The sequence below is a fragment of the Streptomyces longisporus genome, from assembly GCF_039532765.1.
Classification (GTDB): Bacteria; Actinomycetota; Actinomycetes; order Streptomycetales; family Streptomycetaceae; genus Streptomyces; species Streptomyces longisporus.
The window spans coordinates 75,857-96,038 of sequence record NZ_BAAASG010000010.1; the positions used below are offsets into that span (position 1 = coordinate 75,857).

Genomic DNA, 20,182 nt, shown 5'->3' on the forward strand with positions numbered 1-20,182 from the left:
TAACGAGGCAACGTGAGACGAATCTGAAAACGTGGGCCACGTGGGCCTACTCCACGAACAGCCCCCGCGCCGCCGCCCGTGCGTCGAACTCCTCCAGTCGGGCCTGCGCGTCCGGCAGGTCGTCGCACATCGCCTCCAGCAGGACGCGCCCCAGCAGCATCGGAGCGCAGGCGGTGTCGAAGGCGAGGCCCGTGCCGACGGCGGCGGGCAACAGCAGGTCGGAGACCTTGGCGACCGGTGCGAAGGCCGAGTCGGCGACCGTCACCACCGTGAGACCGGCCTCCTTCGCGAAGGCCAGCGTGTCCACGACCTCGCGCGGGTGCCGGGGCAGCGCGAAGCACAGCAGCGCCGTCGCCCCGGCCCGTACGGCGGCCTCGATGCGGTCCTGGATCATCGTGCCGCCCTCGTTCAGCAGCCGTACGTCCGGGTGGACCTTGGCGGCGAAGTAGCCGAAGCCGTAGGCCTGGGAGGCGGCGGCGCGCAGCCCGAGGACGGGCAGCGGGCGGGAGGCCGCCAGCAGCCGGCCCGCCTTCTGCACGGGCCGTGGGTCGGCGAGCAGCTCCGCGAGGTGCCGGAGGTTCTCGATCTCGGCCTCCACGGCCTGCTGGTACTCGTTGTACGAGCCGGCGTCCGCGGCCTGTTCGGCGGGGGCGACCTCGCGCAGGTGCTTGCGCAGCGCCGGGTAGCCGTCGAAGCCGAGGGCGACGGCGAAGCGGGTCACGGACGGCTGGCTGACCCCGGCCAGTTCGGCCAGCTCCACGCTGGACAGGAACGGCACGTCGGCGGCGCGCCGCACCATGCTGTGCGCGATGCGCCGCTGGGTCGGCGTCAGCCGGTGCCCCTCGAAGAGCGCCTGCAGCCGCCCCGCCGGACTGTCCACCACGCTCAGCTCCCTCTCCGTGCTCATGACCCGCTCCCCCTCCAGATGTCCGTGAACCGGTCCAGCAGTGCGGCCGCCGCCGTCACGTCGTCCGTGAGCGGCCGGTCGGCCTGGTCGGCCGCCAGTACCGACTCGGCGAGCTCCAGTGCCCGGCCCACCGGGAGGTCCGGTTCGGGCCGCAGGTCGCGCTGGCGCAAGGCGCGTACGGCGGCGACCAGTTCGCAGCCCACGACGAGACGGTACGCGCGGCAGGCGCGCAGTGTCTGACGTGCGGCGAGCGAGGCGAAGCTGGCCTGTTCCTCGACGCCCCGGGAGAGTACAGCGTGCCCGAGCGAGGCGGGGGCGGAGAAGGCCCGCAGATCACCGAGGGCGGCCCCGGCGGCGTACTCGAGGATCATCACGCCGGAGGAGGCGGGCGCCTCGTCGGCGAGGAAGGGCCGCAGCCGGGTGAAGGCGGGCTCGTTGAGCGTGGACAGGCGTGAGGTCGACAGGCGGGCGACCTGGGTGAGGGACAGCCTGAAGTGGTCCAGGGCGAGGGCGAGTTGGGCCTGGTAGAAGCCGCCGTGGTGGTAGGCGGCCATGTCCTCGGGTGAGATCAGGGGGTTCTCGGCGGCCGCGTTGATCTCGATCGCCACGACCTCCTCCAGGTCGTCCGCCGCGTCCAGCGCGGGGCCGTGGATCTGGGGCAGACAGCGGAAGCCGTACGGGTCCTGGATCCGGCCGAGGGGAGGCGTGGGCCGGTCCGCGGCGCCGATCAGCTCCCGCATCCGGCGGGCGACCTCGCTGGAGCCCCGGTGCGGGCGGGCGGCGTGCACGGGGGCGGCGTACGCCTCGTGCGAGCCGTCGACGGCGAGCAGGGACAGGGCGGCGACGACCTGGGTGGCCTGCACGAGCCCGCGCAGTTCGTGCAGGGCGAGGGCGGACTGGCCGAGGGTGAGGGCGTTGCTGCTGATGAAGGCCAGTGCGTCGTTGTTGTCGAGCGGCTGGGGCTTGGGCGCGTTCGGCCCCCGCCAGGGGTGCTCCCCGGCGAGCGCGAGGCCCGCCTGGGCGAGGGCCGCGATGTCGCCGGTGCCGACCGAGCCGAACTCGTTGACGACCGGGTGCGCCCCGCTCTCCAGCGCCTCGCACAGCGCGGTGACGACGGTGGGCCTGAGGCCTGCGCCGCCCGCGAGGAGCTGGTTGGCGCGGACGGCGAGCATCGCCCGTACCTCCCGCGCGGGCAGTTCCTCGCCGATCGCGCCGGCATGGCTGCGCAGCAGCCTGAGGCCGTGCTCGGCGGCCGCCTCGGTGGGCACGTCCTCGTTCCGGTTGGCGCCCACGCCGGTCGAGCGGCCGTAGACGCGCCCGGTCGCGGCGATCTGCCGGGCGGCGTCCCAGGACTCCTCGACGCGCCGCATCGCCTCGCTCCCGGGGACGGGCCGCGCGGCCCCGTCGGCGAGGTGCACGACGTCCGCGACGCCGAGTCCGACCCCGTCGAGGACCACGAGTCCGGTGCCTCCGGAGAACGCCGCAGGCGGCGCGTCCACGATCCGAGACGACATAAGCCCCCAAGCTCCCCTCAGTCCGGACACTCGATCTTGCTCTTCGGTCATCCGTTACCTCGGATTAACACCAACCCGTTGACAACCTATTCAGCTACCAAGAACTCTGCATGACGTTATACAGTCGGGCAAGGGACAACTCATGATCCAGTTCGACGCGGTCCACAAGCGCTTCCCCAACGACACGACAGCAGTCCACGACCTCTCCCTGGAAATGACGGAAGGGGGCGTGACGGTCCGCGTCGGATCGTCCGGTTGCGGCAAGACGACCACCCTGCGGATGGTCAACCGCATGGTAGAGCCGACCTCCGGGACCATCCGGGTCGGCGGCCGGGACGTCACGCGGCAGGACGCCGCCGAGTTGCTGGAGACCGTCGGCCTCGCCGTCGACGCCGGCAAGCGCTATCCGCACCGGCTCTCCGGCGGCCGGCAGCTGGGGGTGCCCCCAGGCCCTCAAGGCACTGGGGGAGCGTGGGCGTGGCCCGCGCCCCGACGCGTACGCCAGGCAGCACGGACTCGTCCGATCAACGGATGAAGAGATCAAGAAGGGGTATCCGGGCGGCGATGATCTGACGACGAATCAACCAAGTGTCCTTAAACGGGCACTCAGGGTGACTGATCGCATGCATACGGTGAAGGTGCGCTGTCAGCACAACACCTGAGGATGCGTCATGGCCTCGAACCGCAGGGCCTTTCTCGCCGCCACCGCCGTCGGCGCGCTGGCCGCCGCCCCCGCGTCGGCGGCCCCCGCCGACCCCGACGCCCGGCCCCGCCCGCCCGTCACCGCCCGCTCCGCCCTCGCCGACCTGCTCGCCGGCAACCGGCGCTACGCCACCGGCAAGGCCCGCCACCCGCACGAGAGCAACGGGCGGCGGCACGCGCTGGCGGCCGGTCAGCACCCCTTCGCGGTGGTCGTCGGCTGCATCGACTCCCGGGTACCGCCGGAACTCGCCTTCGACCAGGGCCTCGGAGACCTGATCTGCATTAGGACGGCCGGCCAGGTGCTGGACGAGGCGGTGCTCGCCTCCATCCAGTACGGCGTCCAGGAACTGCACATCCCGCTGGTGCTGGTGCTCGGGCACGAGCGCTGCGGGGCGGTCGCGGCCACGCTGGACCACCTGCGCACGGACACCCCGGTTCCCGGCCATCTGGAGCTGCTGGTGGACGAGATCGCCCCGGCCGCCCTGCGCACCCGGCACCTGCCCGGCGACTGGGCCGAACACACCATGCGGGCCAACACGGTCTGGGTACGGGACGCGATCCGCGCCGACCCGGCCTTCACCTCGGCGCACATCACGGCGGCCCGCTTCGACCTCGACACCGGGCTGGTCTCGCTGCTGCCCTGAACCACCTGTCACCCCCCTCACGAAGAAGACCCATGAACCCCCCTCGTTCGGCCCTGTCCGTCCTGCCCTCCCTCGCCGACCTCCGCTCCATGACCCGCGCCCCGCGGCGCGACCTGCTCTGCGGCCTCACCGTCGCCGTCGTGGCCCTCCCCCTCGCCCTCGGTTTCGGGGTCACCTCCGGGCTCGGTGCCGCCTCCGGGCTGGTCACCGCGATCGTCGCCGGGTCGCTCGCCGCACTCTTCGGCGGCAGCGCACGCCAGGTCAGCGGCCCCACCGGCGCGATGACCGTCGTCCTCGTGCCGATCGTGCACCACTACGGCGCCGACGGCGTCCTCACCGTCGGCCTGCTGGCCGGGCTGATGCTGCTGGGGCTGGCCTTCGCCCGGGCCGGATCCGCCATGGCGTACGTGCCCGCGCCCGTGATCGCCGGCTTCACCCTCGGCATCGCGGCGGTGATCTCCCTGCAGCAGGTGCCGAACGCACTCGGCGTGCCGCTCCCGCACGGCGAGCAGGTCGCGGTCGTGGCGGCCCGGGCGGCCGAGGAGTTCGGGGCCGCCCCGCACTGGCCGGCCCTGCTGCTCGCCCTCGGCTCGGCGGCGCTGATGCTGGCGGGCGCCCGCTGGAAGCCCGGCGTGCCCTTCTCCCTCGCCGCGGTCGCCGCGGCGACGGTCGTGGCCGAGGCCCTGCACCTGCACGTCACCCGCATCGGCTCGCTCCCGCCCTCCCTGCCCGCGCCCTCCCTCGCCTTCCTCGACGTCACCCGCATCCCCTCCCTCATCGCGCCCGCAGCCGCGGTCGCCGCGCTGGCGGCCCTGGAGTCCCTCCTGTCCGCGTCCGTGGCCGACGGAATGCGCCCGGGCGAACGCCACAACCCCGGCAAGGAGCTCTTCGGGCAGGGCATCGCCAACCTCGCCGCCCCGCTCTTCGGCGGCGTCCCGGCGACAGGCGCGATCGCCCGCACCGCGGTCAACGTCCGCACCGGCGCCACCTCCCGCCTCGCCGCCCTCGCGCACGCCGTGATCCTGGCCGGGATCGTCGCGGTCGCCGCTCCGCTGGTGGGCCGTATCCCGCTGGCCGCGCTGGCGGGCGTCCTGCTCGCGACCGCCGTACGGATGGTGGAGACGGAAGCCGTACGGGCCATGGCCCGGGCGACCCACGGCGACGCGCTGGTCCTGGTCCTCACCGCGGCCTCGACGCTCGCCCTGGACCTGGTGCGGGCCGTACTGATCGGTCTCGGCGTCTCCGTCCTGCTGGCCCTGCGCGCGGCCGTCCGCGGCACCCGCCTCACGCCCGCCGCGGCCGACGAGGTACCCGGTGGGGCGGGCAGGGTGACGTACCGCTTCGACGGCCCGCTGTTGTTCGCCGCCGCCCAGCGCTTCCGCCGCAGCCTCGCCGACGTGCAGGGTGTCGCGGCCGTCGACCTGCGCCTGTCGGGCCTGACGGCGGTGGACGCGACCGGCGCGATGGCGCTGAAGGACGTGGTCGGCGAGCTGCGCGGCCGCGGTATCGAGGTCAGCATCAGCGGGGTCGGCCAGGACCACCGCAGAGTCCTGGAACCGTTCGGTGTCCTCCCGGTCAGCCCCAGCCCCGACAGGGGGGCTATCCCCAGTGCGGTGAGCGCCCCGGCTCCCTAACGTGGGTTCCCATGACGGGAATGGAGACGGGGATGGACGCGCGGGACGCCGAGCTCAAGAAGGAACTCAACGCCACCCTCCAGGCGCGCAGGGAACTCGGCGAGGAGTACGAGTCGGCGCTGGTCGACTCGTTCCTGGAGAAGGTCGACCAGCGCATCGACGGCGCGGTCGAGCGCCGGGTGCGCCGGCAGCTCGCCGAGCAGCAGATGGTGGTGGCCCGGGGCGCCCGGGCGCCGAAGCCGCCGACGGACTCCTGGGGCGAGCGCTTCGGCTTCGGCATCGTCTCGCTGGTCCTGGCGATCCCGCTGTCCGCGATCGGCGGCGGCATCGGCCATCTGGCCGGCCTGTTCATCACCTGGGCCGGCATCGTCGGCGTCAACGCCTTCCAGGCCGTCCGAGCCAACGCCGACCTCTTCGGCCGCCGTCGCCGTCCCGCCAAGGACGAGGACCGCTGGCAGGACTGACCTCACGCCTGCCGGGTCGGCAGCACCATGATCTGCCGCAGGTTGACGTGCCGAGGGCGGCTGCTGACGTAGGCCACGACATCGGCGACCTCCTCGGCCGACAGCGCACCCAGCGCCTCGACCATCCCCTCCACCTGCTCCTGCAGCGAATCGCTGTCGATGTGCTGCGCCAGCTCGGTCGCCGTCAGCCCGGGCTCGATGTTGGTGACGCGCACGTCACGGGGTCCGAACTCACCGCGCAGGGACTGCGAGAGATAGGTGACGGCGGCCTTGGTCGCCCCGTACACCGCGTAGTTGGGGAACGTGATGTGCGCGCCGACGGACGAGATGTTCACGAGGTCCGCGCTGCGGCCGTCCGCGGCCGCGCCCACCAGGTCGGCGGTGAAGGCGCGGATCACCCGCAGCACACCGCTGACATTGGTGTCGAGCATCCGCTGCCACTCGTCGACCCGTCCGTCGTCGACCGGGTTCGGCAGCATGACTCCGGCCGAGTTCACGACCAGGTCGACGGTCCCGTAGGCGGCATGGATCCGCTCGACGGCCGCGTCCACCGACCCGCCGTCGGTCACGTCGGCGACCACGGCGAGCGCCTGCCCGCCGTTCGCCCGGATCTTCTCCACGATCCCGTCCAGCCGCTCCCGGCGCCGGGCCAGCAACGCGACCCTGGCGCCCTGCGCGGCCAGCAGCACGGCGACGGCCTCGCCGATCCCGCTCGCGGCCCCGGTGACGACAGCGGTACGGCCGGCCAGGTTCTCGTACGACATGAGTGCTCCTTGGCAAGGAAATCGCCCGGGCGTTTCCCGGCGACGCCCACCACCCTGCGCCGCCCGGCGGGCCCTACCCAGGGATGAGCTTTTCCTGGGTCTGCCAGTACCAGGTTCGGATTCCGCCCCTCCCCTACGATCGAACCCATGGACGGGGACCTCGGAGATTTCCTGCGCTCGCGCCGCGCCCGCATCCGGCCCGAGGAGGTGGGGCTGGCCTCACACGGACGGCGCCGCGTGCCCGGCCTGCGCCGGGAGGAGGTGGCGCAGCTGGCGGGCGTCAGCGTCGACTACTACATCCGGCTGGAACAGGGCCGCGGTCCTGGGGGCCCCTCCCGGACGAAGTCCGGGGGAGTGTCGGACGCGGTACTGGACGCCATCGCGCGCGTCCTGCGGCTGGACGAGGAGGAGCACGCGTATCTGTACGCGGTTGCCCGTCCGCAGAAGAAGCGCGACCGGCGCCGGGCCGCGCCCCGGGTCCGCCCCGGCATCCAGGTGCTGCTCGACGGCATGGCGCACAACCCGGCGTTCGTCCTCGGGCCCGCCATGGACGTCCTGGCCTGGAACGCGCTCGCCGACGCCCTGATGGGCTTCAGCCGGATGCCGCCCGCCCGGCGCAACGTCGCCCGGCACCTGTTCCTGGACCCCGACGGCCGTAACGTCTACCCCGACTGGGCCGCGGTCGCCGCCCAGACCGTGGCCCATCTGCGGCTGAACGCGGGCGAGCGCCCCGACGACCCCGGCCTGCGCGACCTCGTCGGCGAGCTCTCCCTCAAGAGCGAGGACTTCCGCCGCCTGTGGGCCGACCACCAGGTCAAGGCGTGCATGTACGGCGTGAAGCACGTCCGGCACCCGGTCGCAGGCCTGCTGACCCTCCCGTACGAGTCCCTGTCACTCCCGTCGGAACCGGACCAGACGATCGTGGCGTACACCCCGGAACCGGGCTCGGAGACGGCGGAGAGGCTTGCCCTGCTGGGTAGTTGGACCACTACGGGCGCATAGCCCCGCAGAAAGAGATATGCGCGGGGACCGCCGCACCCCCGTTGCCGGGGGGCGGGACGACGGCGGTCCCCGCGAGGGACGCTGACCGGGTCAGGGCCGGGTCTCACGTCCGGGCGTCCATGGAGGTCCGGGAGCCGCTCCGGAGGTCCTTGGACGTTTCGGCGTCGGCCGGGGCGGGGAGCCGCTCCCGCCCTGCCGACACCCACCAATGTGCCGGATCCGTGTTAAGCGTGTGCTGCGTGGACGTGACGCGCTCGTACCACTTCGACGAAGTCCACCACTTCGGTAGGCAAACGGAAGTTCGCCTCCGGCACCCGCCGTTCACCGGACGTTTGCCGCTACTTCCCGCCCTTGGCGAGGAAGGCCAGCAGGTCCTGCCGGCTGACCACACCGGTCGGCTTCCCCTCGACGAGCACGATCGCCGCGTCCGCGGCGCCGAGCACGGACATCAGGTCGCCGACCGGTTCGCCGGAGCCGACCTGGGGCAGCGGGGCGGACATGTGCTTCTCCAGCGGGTCCTCCAGGGAGGCCCGCTTGGTGAACAGGGCGTCGAGCAGCTCGCGCTCCACGACCGAGCCCACGACCTCGGCTGCCATGACGTCCGGGTGGCCGGCGCCCGGCTTCACGATCGGCATCTGGGAGACGCCGTACTCGCGCAGCACCTCGATGGCCTGCCCGACCGTCTCGTCCGGGTGCATGTGGACGAGGGACGGGATGGCGCCGTGCACCTTGTCGCTGAGGACGTCGGCGACGCGGGCGCTCGGGCCCTCGTCCTCCAGGAAGCCGTAGTCGGCCATCCACTCGTCGTTGAAGATCTTGCTGAGGTACCCGCGCCCGCTGTCCGGCAGCAGCACCACCACGACGCCGTTCTCGTCCAGCCGCTCGGCGACCCGCAGGGCCGCCACGACCGCCATGCCGCAGGAGCCGCCGACGAGCAGCCCCTCCTCCTTGGCGAGCCGGCGGGTCATCTGGAACGAGTCCTTGTCGGACACCGCGACGATCTCGTCGGCGACGGTCCGGTCGTAGGCGGTGGGCCAGAAGTCCTCACCCACACCCTCCACGAGGTACGGCCGCCCGGAGCCGCCCGAGTAGACGGACCCCTCGGGGTCGGCGCCCACGACCTGGACGGCGCCGTCGCTGACGTCCTTGAGGTACCGCCCGGTGCCGGAGATGGTGCCGCCGGTGCCCACGCCCGCCACGAAGTGGGTGATCTTCCCCTCGGTCTGCTCCCACAGCTCGGGGCCGGTCGAGTGGTAGTGGGAGAGCGGGTTGTTGGGGTTGGAGTACTGGTCGGGCTTCCACGCGCCCGGCGTCTCACGCACCAGCCGGTCGGAGACGTTGTAGTACGAGTCCGGGTGCTCCGGGTCGACGGCCGTCGGGCAGACGACGACCTCCGCCCCGTACGCCCGCAGCACGTTGATCTTGTCGGTGCTCACCTTGTCGGGGCACACGAAGATGCACTTGTACCCCTTCTGCTGCGCCACGATGGCGAGGCCGACGCCGGTGTTCCCGCTGGTCGGCTCCACGATCGTCCCGCCGGGCTTGAGCGCGCCGCTCTCCTCCGCCGCCTCGATCATGCGCAGGGCGATGCGGTCCTTCACGGAGCCGCCGGGGTTGAAGTACTCGACCTTGGCCAGGACGGTCGCCCGGATGCCCTTGGTCACGCTGTTGAGCCTCACCAGCGGGGTGTTGCCGACGAGACTGATCATCGAGTCGTGGAAATGCACCGTTGTCTCCGGATGCTTGCAAAAGAAGTGGTCGTGATTGTCCCGCCAGCCTACGGCCCGGGGGAGCCGTTCACTCGCCGTTGAGATTGGCGAACGGCCGGTACGGGGCAAGGAGTGGATGTACGGCTACGAGGAGGTGGCGGCGGCGTATGACGAGCATGTCGAGGGCGAGGGTGGCCCGGCGGATCGCGGCCGGCGCGGCATACGGCGGCGGCGGGATCGGCCTGGCCGGCGCGGCCGCCGTCGGTCTGCTGCTGGCGGAGGTCCGGATGGCCAGGCGCCATGTGGGCAACGGCTCCGGCGGGCGCGTCCCCGTGGCGGACGGCCTGTACGGCACCACGTACGCCACCCCCGACGAACCGCCCCTGCGCCTGACGATGCTCGGTGACTCCACGGCGGCGGGCCAGGGCGTGCACCGGGCGAGCCAGACGCCGGGCGCGCTGCTGGCCTCCGGGCTGTCCGCGGTGGCGGAACGCCCGGTGGAACTCCACAACGTGGCCCTCCCGGGGGCCACGTCCGACGACCTGGACCGCCAGGTGGCGCTGGTGCTGGCGAATCCCGCGCTGGTGCCGGACATCTGCGTGATCATGATCGGCGCGAACGACGTCACCCATCGCATGCCGCCGACCCGTTCGGTCCGGCACCTCTCGGCGACGGTACGGCGGCTGCGGACGGCCGGGGCGGAGGTGGTGGTCGGCACCTGTCCCGACCTGGGCACGGTGGAGCGGGTCCAGCAGCCCCTGCGCTGGCTGGCCCGGCGGGCCTCCCGTCAGCTGGCGGCGGCCCAGACGATCGGCACGGTGGAACAGGGCGGGCGCACGGTGTCGCTGGGTGATCTGCTCGGCCCCGAATTCGAGGCGAACCCCCGGGAGCTCTTCGGCCCCGACAACTACCACCCCTCGGCCGAGGGGTACGCCACGGCGGCGATGGCGGTACTGCCGACGGTCTGCGCCGCCCTTGAACTGTGGCCGGCCGAGGAGGAGCGGCCCGACGTCACCCGCCGCGAAGGCTTCCTGCCGGTGGCCAAGGCGGCCGCGGAGGCCGCGTCGGAGGCGGGCACAGAGGTCACGGCAGCCATGCCGACGGGCCCGCGAGGGCCGTGGGCCCTGCTCAAGCGGCGGCGCCGCCGCCGGGTTCCGGAGCCGGAACGGGCCCCCATGCAACAGCCGTCCCAGTGATCTCGCCCCGTCCCGGGGGCCAGCCCCCGGACCCCCGCTCCTCAAACGCCGGAGGGGCTGTTTCTCAGCCCGTCCGGCGTTTGAGGACGAGGCCGTTCAGGCCGAAGCGGGGGTCTGGGGGCGGCAGCCCCCAGGGTCGGGACGGGAAGGGGCGGCGGGGGCGAAAAAAGCAAGCGCTTAGAAAATTGCGGCCAGGGTCACACGGCGACACCCGTGACCCAAGCCATACGTACGGGTAACTTCCCAGTCAGCCCTGCCCAACCCCCCGTAACGCCAATGGAGCCGTGATGCCCGAAGCCGTGATCGTCTCGACCGCCCGCTCCCCCATCGGCCGCGCCTTCAAGGGCTCCCTCAAGGATCTGCGCCCCGACGACCTCACCGCCACCATCATCCAGGCGGCCCTCGCCAAGATCCCCGAGCTGGACCCCCGCGACATCGACGACCTCCACCTCGGCTGCGGCCTCCCCGGCGGCGAGCAGGGCAACAACCTCGGCCGCATCGTCGCCGTACAGATGGGCATGGACCACCTCCCGGGCTGCACCGTCACCCGCTACTGCTCCTCCTCCCTGCAGACCAGCCGCATGGCCCTGCACGCCATCAAGGCCGGCGAGGGCGACGTCTTCATCTCGGCCGGTGTCGAGATGGTCTCCCGCTACGTCAAGGGCAACTCCGACAGCCTCCCCGACACGCACAACCCCCTCTTCGCCGAGGCCGAGGCCCGCACCGAGGCCGTCGCCCAGCAGGAGGGCACCACCTGGCACGACCCGCGCGAGGACGGCCTGGTCCCCGACCCCTACATCGCGATGGGCCAGACCGCGGAGAACCTGGCCCGCCTCAAGGGCATCACCCGCCAGGACATGGACGAGTTCGGCGTCCGCTCCCAGAACCTCGCCGAGGAAGCCATCAAGAACGGCTTCTGGGAGCGCGAGATCACCCCGGTCACCCTCCCCGACGGCACCGTCGTCTCCAAGGACGACGGCCCCCGCCCCGGCGTGACCATGGAGGGCGTGGCGGGCCTCAAGCCGGTCTTCCGCCCGGACGGCCTGGTCACCGCCGCCAACTGCTGTCCCCTCAACGACGGCGCCGCCGCGGTCGTCATCATGTCCGACACCAAGGCCCGCGAGCTCGGCCTCACCCCGCTCGCCCGCATCGTGTCGACCGGCGTCTCGGGCCTGTCCCCGGAGATCATGGGCCTCGGCCCGGTCGAGGCCTCGCAGCGGGCCCTGCGCCTGGCCGGCCTCACCATCGACGACATCGACCTGGTCGAGATCAACGAGGCGTTCGCCGCCCAGGTGATCCCCTCCTACCGCGACCTCGGCATCGACCTCGACAAGCTGAACGTCAACGGCGGCGCCATCGCCGTCGGCCACCCCTTCGGCATGACGGGCGCCCGTATCACGGGCACGCTCATCAACTCCCTCCAGTTCCACGACAAGCAGTTCGGCCTGGAGACGATGTGCGTCGGCGGCGGCCAGGGCATGGCGATGGTCATCGAACGCCTCAGCTGACGCCTGACCCCACCTCTCGGTAGTCAACTCGGCACCCACCGTGAGCCGATGGCCCGGAGTCCGGGAAACCCCGGCCCTCCGGGCCATTTTGTGATCCAATCTCCCCCAGGATGTGACCTATCTCCCTTAGAAGGGGGATTTACGCAGGTCAAGGCGGGCGCGCCACTAAACCCCGGACCGAAAGTCCTGCCCGTTTCGTGACGTTACGCACTGACAGCTGGTTAGTCCGCCCTTCAAGCTGATGTAGGAAGTCGGGGGTCGACTTTGAACCGGGAGTACGTCAGTGAGCGCCATGCCGATCACCTTGCTGGTCATCACGGCCGCCACGGGCGCCGTGGGCGTCGCCGTCCTGCGGACGCTCATGGTGTTGCGCCGTGAGGTCGCGGCACTGCACACCCAGCTCGCCGAGCACCGCACCGCCCGCGGTCTGGTGCCCGCCGCCCGCCCCTCCTCGGAGGCCGACGACATACGCGCCGCGGTGGCCGAGGCGCTCGCCGAGGAGCGTGAGCGCGAACTGGCCGAGGCGCGCGCCTTCTGGGCCGCCCAGGAGGCCCGTGACGCCTCCGACGCGCCCTCGCTGCTCGGCCTCGCGGACAGCGAGCTGTTCCTGCCCCGGCAGGCCGACTTCATGGGCCTGGAGCCGGTGAGCGAGCCGACCGCGGACGCCGACGAGTTCGCGGGGGACTCCCCCGAACTGGCCGCGGCCCGTCGCCGCCACCCCTCCCACCCGGACTTCGTCCCGGTCCAGTCACCGGTCGTGAACGACCACGAGCGCACGGTGGCCACCCTTGAGGAACTCGCCGCCTCCCGCGTGGAACTGGCCGACGTACGCCCGGGCCCGCTGGGCACCCTCGACGTCTACGTCTTCGCCGACGGCACCACCCTCTGCATGACCCCGGGCCACCGCGAAACGGCGGAACGTCTCGCCGCGGCCCTGCGCGCGGGTGAAACCCCGGTCCTGCTGGGCGGCTCGGGCATCTCGGGCGCGTACACGCTGACCTTCGAGTGCGGCGAGGAGAACGTCTACATCCTGGCGGACAGGGTCATAGCGTCCCTGTAGGGATCACACCCCGGCGCGTTTCTGCGCCTCCTCCACCAACCGCAGAGCTTCCTCCACCTGGCCCTCGTCGCTCAGCACGAGGGCCAAGTCATGTACGGCGACGGTGATTTGGTCGGCGGCGGCGAACATCCCGGCGTCGGGCATCTCCCGGGGCTCCGTCCCGGGTTCCTCCACGGCCTGGGCGCGCCGGGCCATCTCCCTGGCCAACTCCAGGGCCTCGGCGGCGGCGCCGCGCTGCAGCCGACTCTGAGGTGCGGCCCTCAGACGGTCGGCGAAGTGATCAACGGCACGAGTCAAGGGCGTCGTATCAACCACGGAGTGGAGCGTACGCGTCGCATCCCGACTGTTGCCAACGGGCGAACGCTCAGGCACGGTGACCTGAAGGACCGGCTTACATCCCCTTTGCGTCCGGAGGCGCCGATGTCCCAAGTCTTCTCCGAGGAGACCCATCGCAACCTGCTAGCCCGCATCCCCCACTGCACCGGCCGTGAGGTCTCCGACTGGCTTCGCGCCGTCGAGGAAGGCCCGGCTCTCTTCAACTTCGAGGAGAAGGTCAGCTGGCTCCGCCACGAGCACAATCTGGCGTACGGCCACGCCAAGGCGATTGTTCATGAGTACGACCTGAGGAGGGCCGCGCGCAAATTCCTCTAGCGCGCACTGGACGACGGCAAAGGGCCCCGGGTGGCCACGCGGCGGAAGCCGCATATGGTCAACGCCGGGGCCCTTTGTTGCTCACGGCCTGCTCACGACCGTCGGCGACTAGTTGTCGCTGTTGAGGATCGCGAGGATCCGCAGGAACTCCATGTAGATCCACACCAGCGTCAGCGTCAGACCGAAGGCCGCCAGCCACGCCTCGCCCTTCGGCGCGCCGTAGGCGATGCCGTCCTCGACCTGCTTGAAGTCCAGGGCGAGGAAGCAGGCGCCGAGGATGACGCCGACGACGCCGAAGAAGATGCCGAGCCCGCCACTGCGGAAGCCGAGGCCGTCACCGCCGCCGAAGACGGCGAACAGCATGTTCACCATCATCAGCAGCACGAAGCCGAGCGCGGCCGCCATCACGAAGCCGTAGAAGCGGCGGTTGACGCGGATCCAGCCGGCCTTGTAGGCGATCAGCACCGCGGCGAAGACCGCCATCGTGCCGATCACGGCCTGCATGGCCGCGCCGCTCGCGATGCGGTTGTCGACGATGCTGGAGACGACGCCGAGGAAGACACCCTCGAACGCGGCGTACGACAGGATCAGCGCCGGCGAGGCCGTCCGCTTGAAGGACTGGACGAACGCCAGGACCATGCCGATCAGCGCGGCGCCGATGCCGATGCCGTAGGACCGGCTGATGTGGGCGTCGTCGACCGGCAGCAGCGCCCAGGCAAGCGCGGCCGTCACGATCAGCGTGCCGAGCGTGGACGCCGTGCGCAGCACGACGTCGTCCATCGTCATCCGGCCGGTGGTGGCCGGCGCCTGCGGCGGGGCGCCCGACTGCAGGCCCTGCTGGGCGTAGGGGTTCTGCGCGTACGGGTTGCCGGTCGGCTGGGCGTACGGGTTGCCCTGTGTGGCGACGGCGGGGCCCCCGGCCTGCGGCGCGGCGTTGAAGCCCGCGTAGCCGTTGTCGCGGCTGAACCCCCGTCGCGAGAAGACCGGGTTTCTGCTCCTCATTGCACTCCTCCATGGCCGCCGTGCGCGGCCTTGAGCATCAAGGGTAATGGGTAGGCAAAGGATTGACCCTAGTGCTTGGGGAGGATCTTTCCCTCGTCGTGGTGCGCAACACGCTACGCGGATCCGTGATTCCCCTCACCGTGGGGCCCCATTCATGACCAAGCTGCGACATGGCCGGAACCCGTCGGAGATCAACTGCTTACGCCGTCCGTACGTCGGGCGCCCATACGTCAGTGCAGCGGGAAGCCCGTGTAGCCCTCGGCGAGGTCGGTCTCGGCCGCCCGCGAGGAGGCGATGCGTTCCAGCCGGGCGAGCTGCAGCCGGTCCTCGAAGGGCGTGGCGCCGGGGGCGCGGTGCAGCAGGGTGGTCATGTCGTACGAGAACCGCTCGGCCTGCCAGACGCGGCGCAGACAGGTCTCGGAGTAGGAGTCGAGCAGTTCCGCCGAACCGGTCTCCTTCTGATGGGTCAGGGCCCGCGCGAAGGTCACGACGTCCCCCACGGCCAGGTTCAGCCCCTTCGCTCCGGTCGGCGGCACGATGTGCGCCGCGTCCCCCGCGAGGAAGAGCCGGCCGTGGCGCATGGGCTCGTGGACGTACGACCGCATGGGGGTCACCGACTTCTGGGTGATGGGCCCGCGCTCCAGCCGCCAGCCGTCCTCGGTCTCGAACCGGCGCTCCAGCTCGGCCCAGATCTCCTCGTCCCCCCACTCCTCGGCGTCCGTGCCCTCGGGCACCTGGAGGTAGAGACGGGAGACGGACGGGGAGCGCATGGACAGCAGGGCGAAGCCGCGGTCGTGGCGGGCGTAGACGAGCTCCTCGTGCGAGGGCGGCACGTCGGCGAGGATGCCGAGCCAGCCGAAGGGGTACGTCCGCTCGAAGACCCGGGTGAGCTCGGCCGGGACCGCCTGCCGGGCCACGCCCCAGAAGCCGTCGCAGCCGACGACGTAGTCGCACTCCAGGACGTCCTCGCGGCCCTCGTGCCGGAACCGGACGGACGGGCTGCCGGTGTCCGCGCCCTCGACGGCCAGCGCCTCCGCCTCGAACAGCAGCAGGCCGCCCTCCTTGAGCTGCAGTGCGATGAGGTCCTTGCACACCTCGGTCTGCGCGTAGACCATCACGGACCGGCCGCCGGTGAGGGCGGGGAAGTCGACCCGGTGGCGCTTCTTCGCGTACCGCAGCTCGATGCCGTCGTGGCGCAGCCCCTCGCGGTCCATGCGCCCGGCGGCGCCGGCCGCGCGCAGCACGTCCACCGTGCCCTGCTCCAGGATCCCGGCGCGCTGGCGCTGCTCGACGTAGGCGCGGCCGCGGCTCTCGAGCACGACCGAGTCGATGCCGGCGTTGTGGAGCAGCCGGGCGAGGAGGAGACCGGCGGGGCCGGCTCCGATGATGCCGACGGTGGTGCGCATCCCTGCATCCTTTGGTCGTCGCGTCGGAGGCATTCGCTTTGTTCGTGCAGTGAAATTTAGTTCACCGAATTGCTGACGTGAGTTTCCGTCCGCTCGGGCCCGATGTCAACGGGTCCCGCGGTGAAGTCTTCAATGCAGGATGCAGGGATCGCCACGCATCGACGACATGGTGGTGCCCGGAGCCGGACTTGAACCGGCACGCCCGCGTAGGGGCAGCGAGGTTTAAGCTCGCCGTGTCTGCATTCCACCATCCGGGCAGGCCATGGGCTCCGCGTCGAGGTTCCGAGCCTATCGGGATACATCCCCCGAACAGCGGAACGGCGGACCGATGTTGTCTTATTTTATTGACGTCTGAGGGTGCATCAGCCCATGGAACGGGCCATCCGCACTTGCCAATAGCCTTGCGTGCGACGGTCGGCGGTGTATGCGGAATGACGGAATTTCACCGCCCGAACGAGGGTGCTCCACCGGTTCTCGACGGGGCGTTCGCCGGGGCCGCCGGAGCGCCGGGCGTCAGGGGTCCCCGTCATCCCCAGGTATGACACGGCGGACCCGGGTCCCTCCGAAGTCGCCCCCGGGAACCGGAACAGCGGCTGACTACACGGCAGACTCCGGCCACCACGATGGAACACGTCCCCTTCACGACGTCGTCCCACGAGGAGTTCCTGCCCGTGACCACCACACCCGTCGCCGACCGGTCGACCACCACCGTGGCCGCACGAGCCACGGATCTCTCGAAGATCTACGGACAGGGCGAGACCCAGGTGGTCGCCCTCGACCGGGTCTCCGTCGACTTCCGGCAGGCCGAGTTCACCGCGATCATGGGCCCCTCCGGGTCGGGCAAGTCCACGCTGATGCACTGTGTGGCCGGTCTCGACACCTTCTCCTCCGGCTCCGTGCGCATCGGCGAGACCGAGCTGGGCTCCCTGAAGGACAAGCAGCTCACGAAGTTGCGCCGGGACAAGATCGGCTTCATCTTCCAGGCGTTCAACCTGCTGCCGACGCTGACGGCCCTGGAGAACATCACCCTCCCGATGGACATCGCGGGCCGCAAGCCCGACCGGCAGTGGCTGGAGCGGGTCATCGACATGGTGGGGCTGCGGGACCGTCTCGGTCACCGCCCGGCCCAGCTCTCCGGCGGCCAGCAGCAGCGCGTCGCCGTGGCCCGTGCGCTCGCCTCCCGGCCGGACATCATCTTCGGCGACGAGCCGACCGGAAACCTCGACTCCCGCTCCGGCGCCGAGGTGCTGGGCTTCCTGCGCAACTCCGTAAGGGAGTTGGGGCAGACGGTGGTCATGGTGACCCACGACCCGGTGGCGGCGGCGTACGCGGACCGGGTGGTCTTCCTCGCGGACGGGCAGATCGTCGACCACATGCTGCAGCCGACGGCGGAATCGGTCCTGGACTTCATGAAGCAGTTCGACGCGAAGGGCCGCACCAGCTGATGTTCCGTACCGCCCTGCGCAACGTACTCGCGCACAAGGCCAGGCTGCTGATGACCGTGCTCGCCGTGATGCTCGGCGTCGCGTTCGTGTCGGGAACCCTGGTCTTCACCAACACCATCTCGGATGCCTACCAGAACAGTTCGGCCAAGGGCTTCGACCGGGTCGACGTGGCCGTGCAGGCCAAGTCCCAGGAGGACAAGGGCAACACCATCAGCAAGACGCCCGAGCTGACCCAGGCCATGCTCGACAGGAGCGCGAAGGTGCCGGGGGCCGCGTCCGCCGTCGGCGTCGTGAGCGGCTTCACCGCCATCGCCGACAAGGACGGCAAGCTCATCGGCGGCGGCTTCCAGTCGCAGGGCGGCAACTACTGGGGCGACAAGGACGCCCGGTACCCGCTGAAGTCCGGCAGCGCACCGCACGGCAGGGACCAGGTCGCCATCGACTCGGAGACCGCCAGGCGCGCCGGGTACAAGGTCGGCGACAAGGTCCGCCTGTCCGTGAACGGCCCGGTCCTGACCCCGACCGTCAGCGGCGTCTTCACGACCGACGACGGGAATGTCGCGGCGGGCGGCAGCCTCGCCCTCTTCGACACGGCCACCGCCCAGAAGCTCTTCGGCAAGCCGGGCACCTACGACGAGATCGATGTGAAGGCCGCCTCCGGCACCTCCCAGACCGCCCTGAAGGCCGGGCTGGACGACGCGCTCGGGACGAAGCTCGTCGAGACCACCACCGGCAAGAAGCTCGCCGCCGACCAGGCCGAGCAGATCTCCTCGTCGATGAGCGGGCTGAAGCAGGGCCTGCTGGTGTTCGCGGGTATCGCGCTGTTCGTCGGCACGTTCATCATCGCCAACACCTTCACCATGCTGGTCGCCCAGCGCACCAAGGAACTGGCCCTGCTGCGTGCCGTCGGCGCCTCCCGCCGCCAGGTCACCCGGTCCGTGCTGATCGAGGCCTTCGTGGTCGGAGTGGTCGCAGGCGTCACCGGGCTGGTCGCGGGCATCGGCATCGGAGCCGGACTGCGCTCCCTGATGACCACGCTGGGCGCCACCGTCCCGGACGGACCGCTGGTCGTCTCGCCCGGCACGGTCGCGAGCGCCCTCGCGGTGGGCGTCGTCATCACCATGCTGGCCGCCTGGCTGCCCGGCCGCCGGGCCGCGAAGATCCCGCCGGTCGCCGCGATGAGCAGCGTGCACGCGCAGGCGACCACCAAGTCGCTGGTGCTGCGCAACACGCTGGGCGCGCTGTTCGGTGCCGCGGGCGTCGCGACCGTCCTGGCGGCCACGACGATGGACGGCACGGACGGCCAGGCGCCCATGGGGCTCGGCGCGGTCCTGCTCATCATCGGCGTCTTCATCCTCACGCCGTTGCTGTCCCGCCCGCTGATCGCGGCCGCGGCCCCGGTGCTGCGCGTCTTCGGCGTCTCGGGCAAGCTGGCCCGGCAGAACTCGGTGCGCAACCCGCGCCGTACGGCCGCCACCGCCTCCGCGCTGATGATCGGGCTCACCCTCATCACCGGCATGACGGTGATGGCGGGCAGCCTGCAGAAGTCGATCGACAAGATGGCCTCGTCCGCCATCAAGGCCGACTACGTCGTCTCCATGGCGAACGGCAACGAGCTCTCCCCGGACGTCGACGACAAGCTGAACGCCACCGCCGGGGTGACCGCCACCAGCCCGCTGCGCAACGTCTATTCGCGCATCGACGGCACGGGCGAGTCCCTGACCGGTGTGAACGGCCCGGCGATCGCCGAGCTGACCGACCTGAAGGTGGACAACGGCACCTTCAAGGTGGGCGGCACACAGGTGACCGTCGACAAGGACACCGCCGAGTCCCACGGCTGGCAGGCGGGTTCGACCTTCACCGCGCACTACGAGGACGGCAAGTCCTCCCGTCTGACGGTCTCCGGGATCTACGAGGGCAACGACCTGATCCGGGGCATCCTGCTCGACAAGAACCTCGTCACCCCGCACATGACCGCCCCCGGCGACATGCGGGTCCTGGTCAGGACGGCGGACGGCGCCTCCGACACGACCAAGGACAAGCTGGTCAAGGCCCTCGGCACCAACCCGGCCATCAAGGTCCAGAGCAAGCAGGACCTGTCGAACGACATCGCGCAGATGTTCACCCTGATGCTGAACATGCTCTACGGCCTGCTGGCCATGGCGGTGATCGTCGCGGTCCTCGGTGTCATCAACACCCTGGCCATGTCGGTCTTCGAACGCTCGCAGGAGATCGGCATGCTCCGCGCGATCGGCCTGGACCGCAAGGGCATCAAGCGGATGGTCCGGCTGGAGTCCCTCGTCATCTCGCTCTTCGGCGGGGTGCTCGGCATCGGCCTGGGCGTGTTCTTCGGCTGGGCGGCCGGTGAACTCCTCGGCACCAAGATGGCGACGTACGAACTGGTCCTGCCCTGGGCCCGAATGGGCGTCTTCCTCCTGCTGGCGGCGACGGTCGGCGTCCTGGCGGCCCTGTGGCCGGCCCGCCGGGCGGCGCGGCTGAACATGCTGACGGCGATCAAGTCGGAGTAGCGGTACGACGCTCGGGGCCCCGTTCGCTCGCCGAACGGGGCCCCTT

17 protein-coding genes, 1 tRNA gene and 1 pseudogene are annotated in these 20,182 nt (G+C 71.1%); 11 read left to right on the plus strand and 8 right to left on the minus strand.

The window, feature by feature from the left end:
* Positions 1-46: 46 nt before the first annotated feature.
* Both ABD355_RS21465 and ABD355_RS21470 read right to left on the minus strand, forming a co-directional pair.
* Positions 47-907, minus strand: coding sequence for a MurR/RpiR family transcriptional regulator (locus ABD355_RS21465; protein ID WP_344402138.1), 861 nt, complete (start codon positions 905-907; stop codon positions 47-49).
* Positions 904-2,421, minus strand: coding sequence for an aromatic amino acid ammonia-lyase (locus tag ABD355_RS21470; protein WP_344402140.1), 1,518 nt, complete (start codon positions 2,419-2,421; stop codon positions 904-906). The genes ABD355_RS21465 and ABD355_RS21470 overlap by 4 nt, the downstream gene beginning before the upstream one ends.
* Positions 2,422-2,563: 142 nt before the next feature.
* Here ABD355_RS21470 and ABD355_RS21475 point away from each other — a divergent pair.
* The 4 genes and pseudogenes from ABD355_RS21475 to ABD355_RS21490 all read left to right on the plus strand — a co-directional run.
* A pseudogene (locus ABD355_RS21475) lies at positions 2,564-2,854 on the plus strand (ATP-binding cassette domain-containing protein); the annotation flags it as partial.
* A 238-nt stretch (positions 2,855-3,092) separates the two neighbouring features.
* Positions 3,093-3,767: a carbonic anhydrase gene (locus tag ABD355_RS21480; protein WP_344402141.1), complete on the plus strand. Its 675-nt coding sequence runs from the start codon at positions 3,093-3,095 to the stop codon at positions 3,765-3,767.
* Between the two features lie 32 nt (positions 3,768-3,799).
* Entirely contained in the window at positions 3,800-5,401 is a 1,602-nt protein-coding gene (locus ABD355_RS21485) for a SulP family inorganic anion transporter (RefSeq protein WP_344402142.1), read from the plus strand.
* 32 nt (positions 5,402-5,433) lie between these two features.
* Positions 5,434-5,865, plus strand: a complete 432-nt coding sequence (locus ABD355_RS21490) for a hypothetical protein (protein WP_344402337.1) — start codon at positions 5,434-5,436, stop codon at positions 5,863-5,865.
* Positions 5,866-5,867: 2 nt separating this feature from the next.
* On the opposite strand, the gene ABD355_RS21495 is transcribed toward ABD355_RS21490, so the two are convergent.
* On the minus strand, positions 5,868-6,629 hold the full coding sequence (locus ABD355_RS21495) for an SDR family oxidoreductase (RefSeq protein WP_344402143.1): 762 nt from the start codon (positions 6,627-6,629) through the stop codon (positions 5,868-5,870).
* 147 nt (positions 6,630-6,776) lie between these two features.
* Between ABD355_RS21495 and ABD355_RS21500 the strand changes: the two genes are divergently transcribed.
* Complete coding sequence (locus ABD355_RS21500) at positions 6,777-7,631, plus strand: helix-turn-helix transcriptional regulator (RefSeq protein ID WP_344402144.1); 855 nt, start codon at positions 6,777-6,779, stop codon at positions 7,629-7,631.
* Between the two features lie 338 nt (positions 7,632-7,969).
* Here the strand turns inward: ABD355_RS21500 and ABD355_RS21505 are convergent, their stop codons facing one another.
* Entirely contained in the window at positions 7,970-9,358 is a 1,389-nt protein-coding gene (locus tag ABD355_RS21505; protein ID WP_344402145.1) for a cystathionine beta-synthase, read from the minus strand.
* A gap of 149 nt (positions 9,359-9,507) precedes the next feature.
* On the opposite strand from ABD355_RS21505, the gene ABD355_RS21510 reads away from it, so the two are divergent.
* The 3 genes from ABD355_RS21510 (at position 9,508) to ABD355_RS21520 (ending at position 13,104) form a co-directional block, all read left to right on the plus strand.
* Positions 9,508-10,536 carry an SGNH/GDSL hydrolase family protein gene (locus tag ABD355_RS21510; RefSeq protein WP_344402146.1) on the plus strand — a complete coding sequence of 343 codons (1,029 nt, stop codon included), beginning with the start codon at positions 9,508-9,510 and terminating at the stop codon, positions 10,534-10,536.
* A 287-nt stretch (positions 10,537-10,823) separates the two neighbouring features.
* A complete protein-coding gene (locus ABD355_RS21515; protein ID WP_344402147.1) occupies positions 10,824-12,044 on the plus strand; it encodes an acetyl-CoA C-acetyltransferase in 1,221 nt (406 codons plus the stop codon).
* A gap of 283 nt (positions 12,045-12,327) precedes the next feature.
* Entirely contained in the window at positions 12,328-13,104 is a 777-nt protein-coding gene (locus ABD355_RS21520; protein ID WP_099929345.1) for a hypothetical protein, read from the plus strand.
* 3 nt (positions 13,105-13,107) lie between these two features.
* Here the strand turns inward: ABD355_RS21520 and ABD355_RS21525 are convergent, their stop codons facing one another.
* Complete coding sequence (locus tag ABD355_RS21525) at positions 13,108-13,419, minus strand: hypothetical protein (RefSeq protein ID WP_344402148.1); 312 nt, start codon at positions 13,417-13,419, stop codon at positions 13,108-13,110.
* A gap of 105 nt (positions 13,420-13,524) precedes the next feature.
* Between ABD355_RS21525 and ABD355_RS21530 the strand changes: the two genes are divergently transcribed.
* Positions 13,525-13,755, plus strand: coding sequence for a DUF4287 domain-containing protein (locus ABD355_RS21530; protein ID WP_115907750.1), 231 nt, complete (start codon positions 13,525-13,527; stop codon positions 13,753-13,755).
* A gap of 108 nt (positions 13,756-13,863) precedes the next feature.
* On the opposite strand, the gene ABD355_RS21535 is transcribed toward ABD355_RS21530, so the two are convergent.
* The 3 genes from ABD355_RS21535 to ABD355_RS21545 all read right to left on the minus strand — a co-directional run bounded on the left by ABD355_RS21535 (position 13,864) and on the right by ABD355_RS21545 (position 16,420).
* A complete protein-coding gene (locus ABD355_RS21535; protein ID WP_344402149.1) occupies positions 13,864-14,757 on the minus strand; it encodes a Bax inhibitor-1/YccA family protein in 894 nt (297 codons plus the stop codon).
* Between the two features lie 230 nt (positions 14,758-14,987).
* Positions 14,988-16,163: a 4-hydroxybenzoate 3-monooxygenase gene (locus ABD355_RS21540; protein ID WP_344402150.1), complete on the minus strand. Its 1,176-nt coding sequence runs from the start codon at positions 16,161-16,163 to the stop codon at positions 14,988-14,990.
* A gap of 170 nt (positions 16,164-16,333) precedes the next feature.
* A tRNA-Leu gene (locus ABD355_RS21545) sits at positions 16,334-16,420 on the minus strand.
* 414 nt (positions 16,421-16,834) lie between these two features.
* On the opposite strand from ABD355_RS21545, the gene ABD355_RS21550 reads away from it, so the two are divergent.
* Positions 16,835-17,608 carry an ABC transporter ATP-binding protein gene (locus tag ABD355_RS21550; RefSeq protein ID WP_344402151.1) on the plus strand — a complete coding sequence of 258 codons (774 nt, stop codon included), beginning with the start codon at positions 16,835-16,837 and terminating at the stop codon, positions 17,606-17,608.
* Positions 17,608-20,136 (plus strand): ABC transporter permease, encoded by a 2,529-nt coding sequence (locus ABD355_RS21555; RefSeq protein ID WP_344402152.1) that lies wholly within the window; start codon positions 17,608-17,610, stop codon positions 20,134-20,136. The genes ABD355_RS21550 and ABD355_RS21555 overlap by 1 nt, the downstream gene beginning before the upstream one ends.
* Positions 20,137-20,182 lie beyond the last annotated feature (46 nt).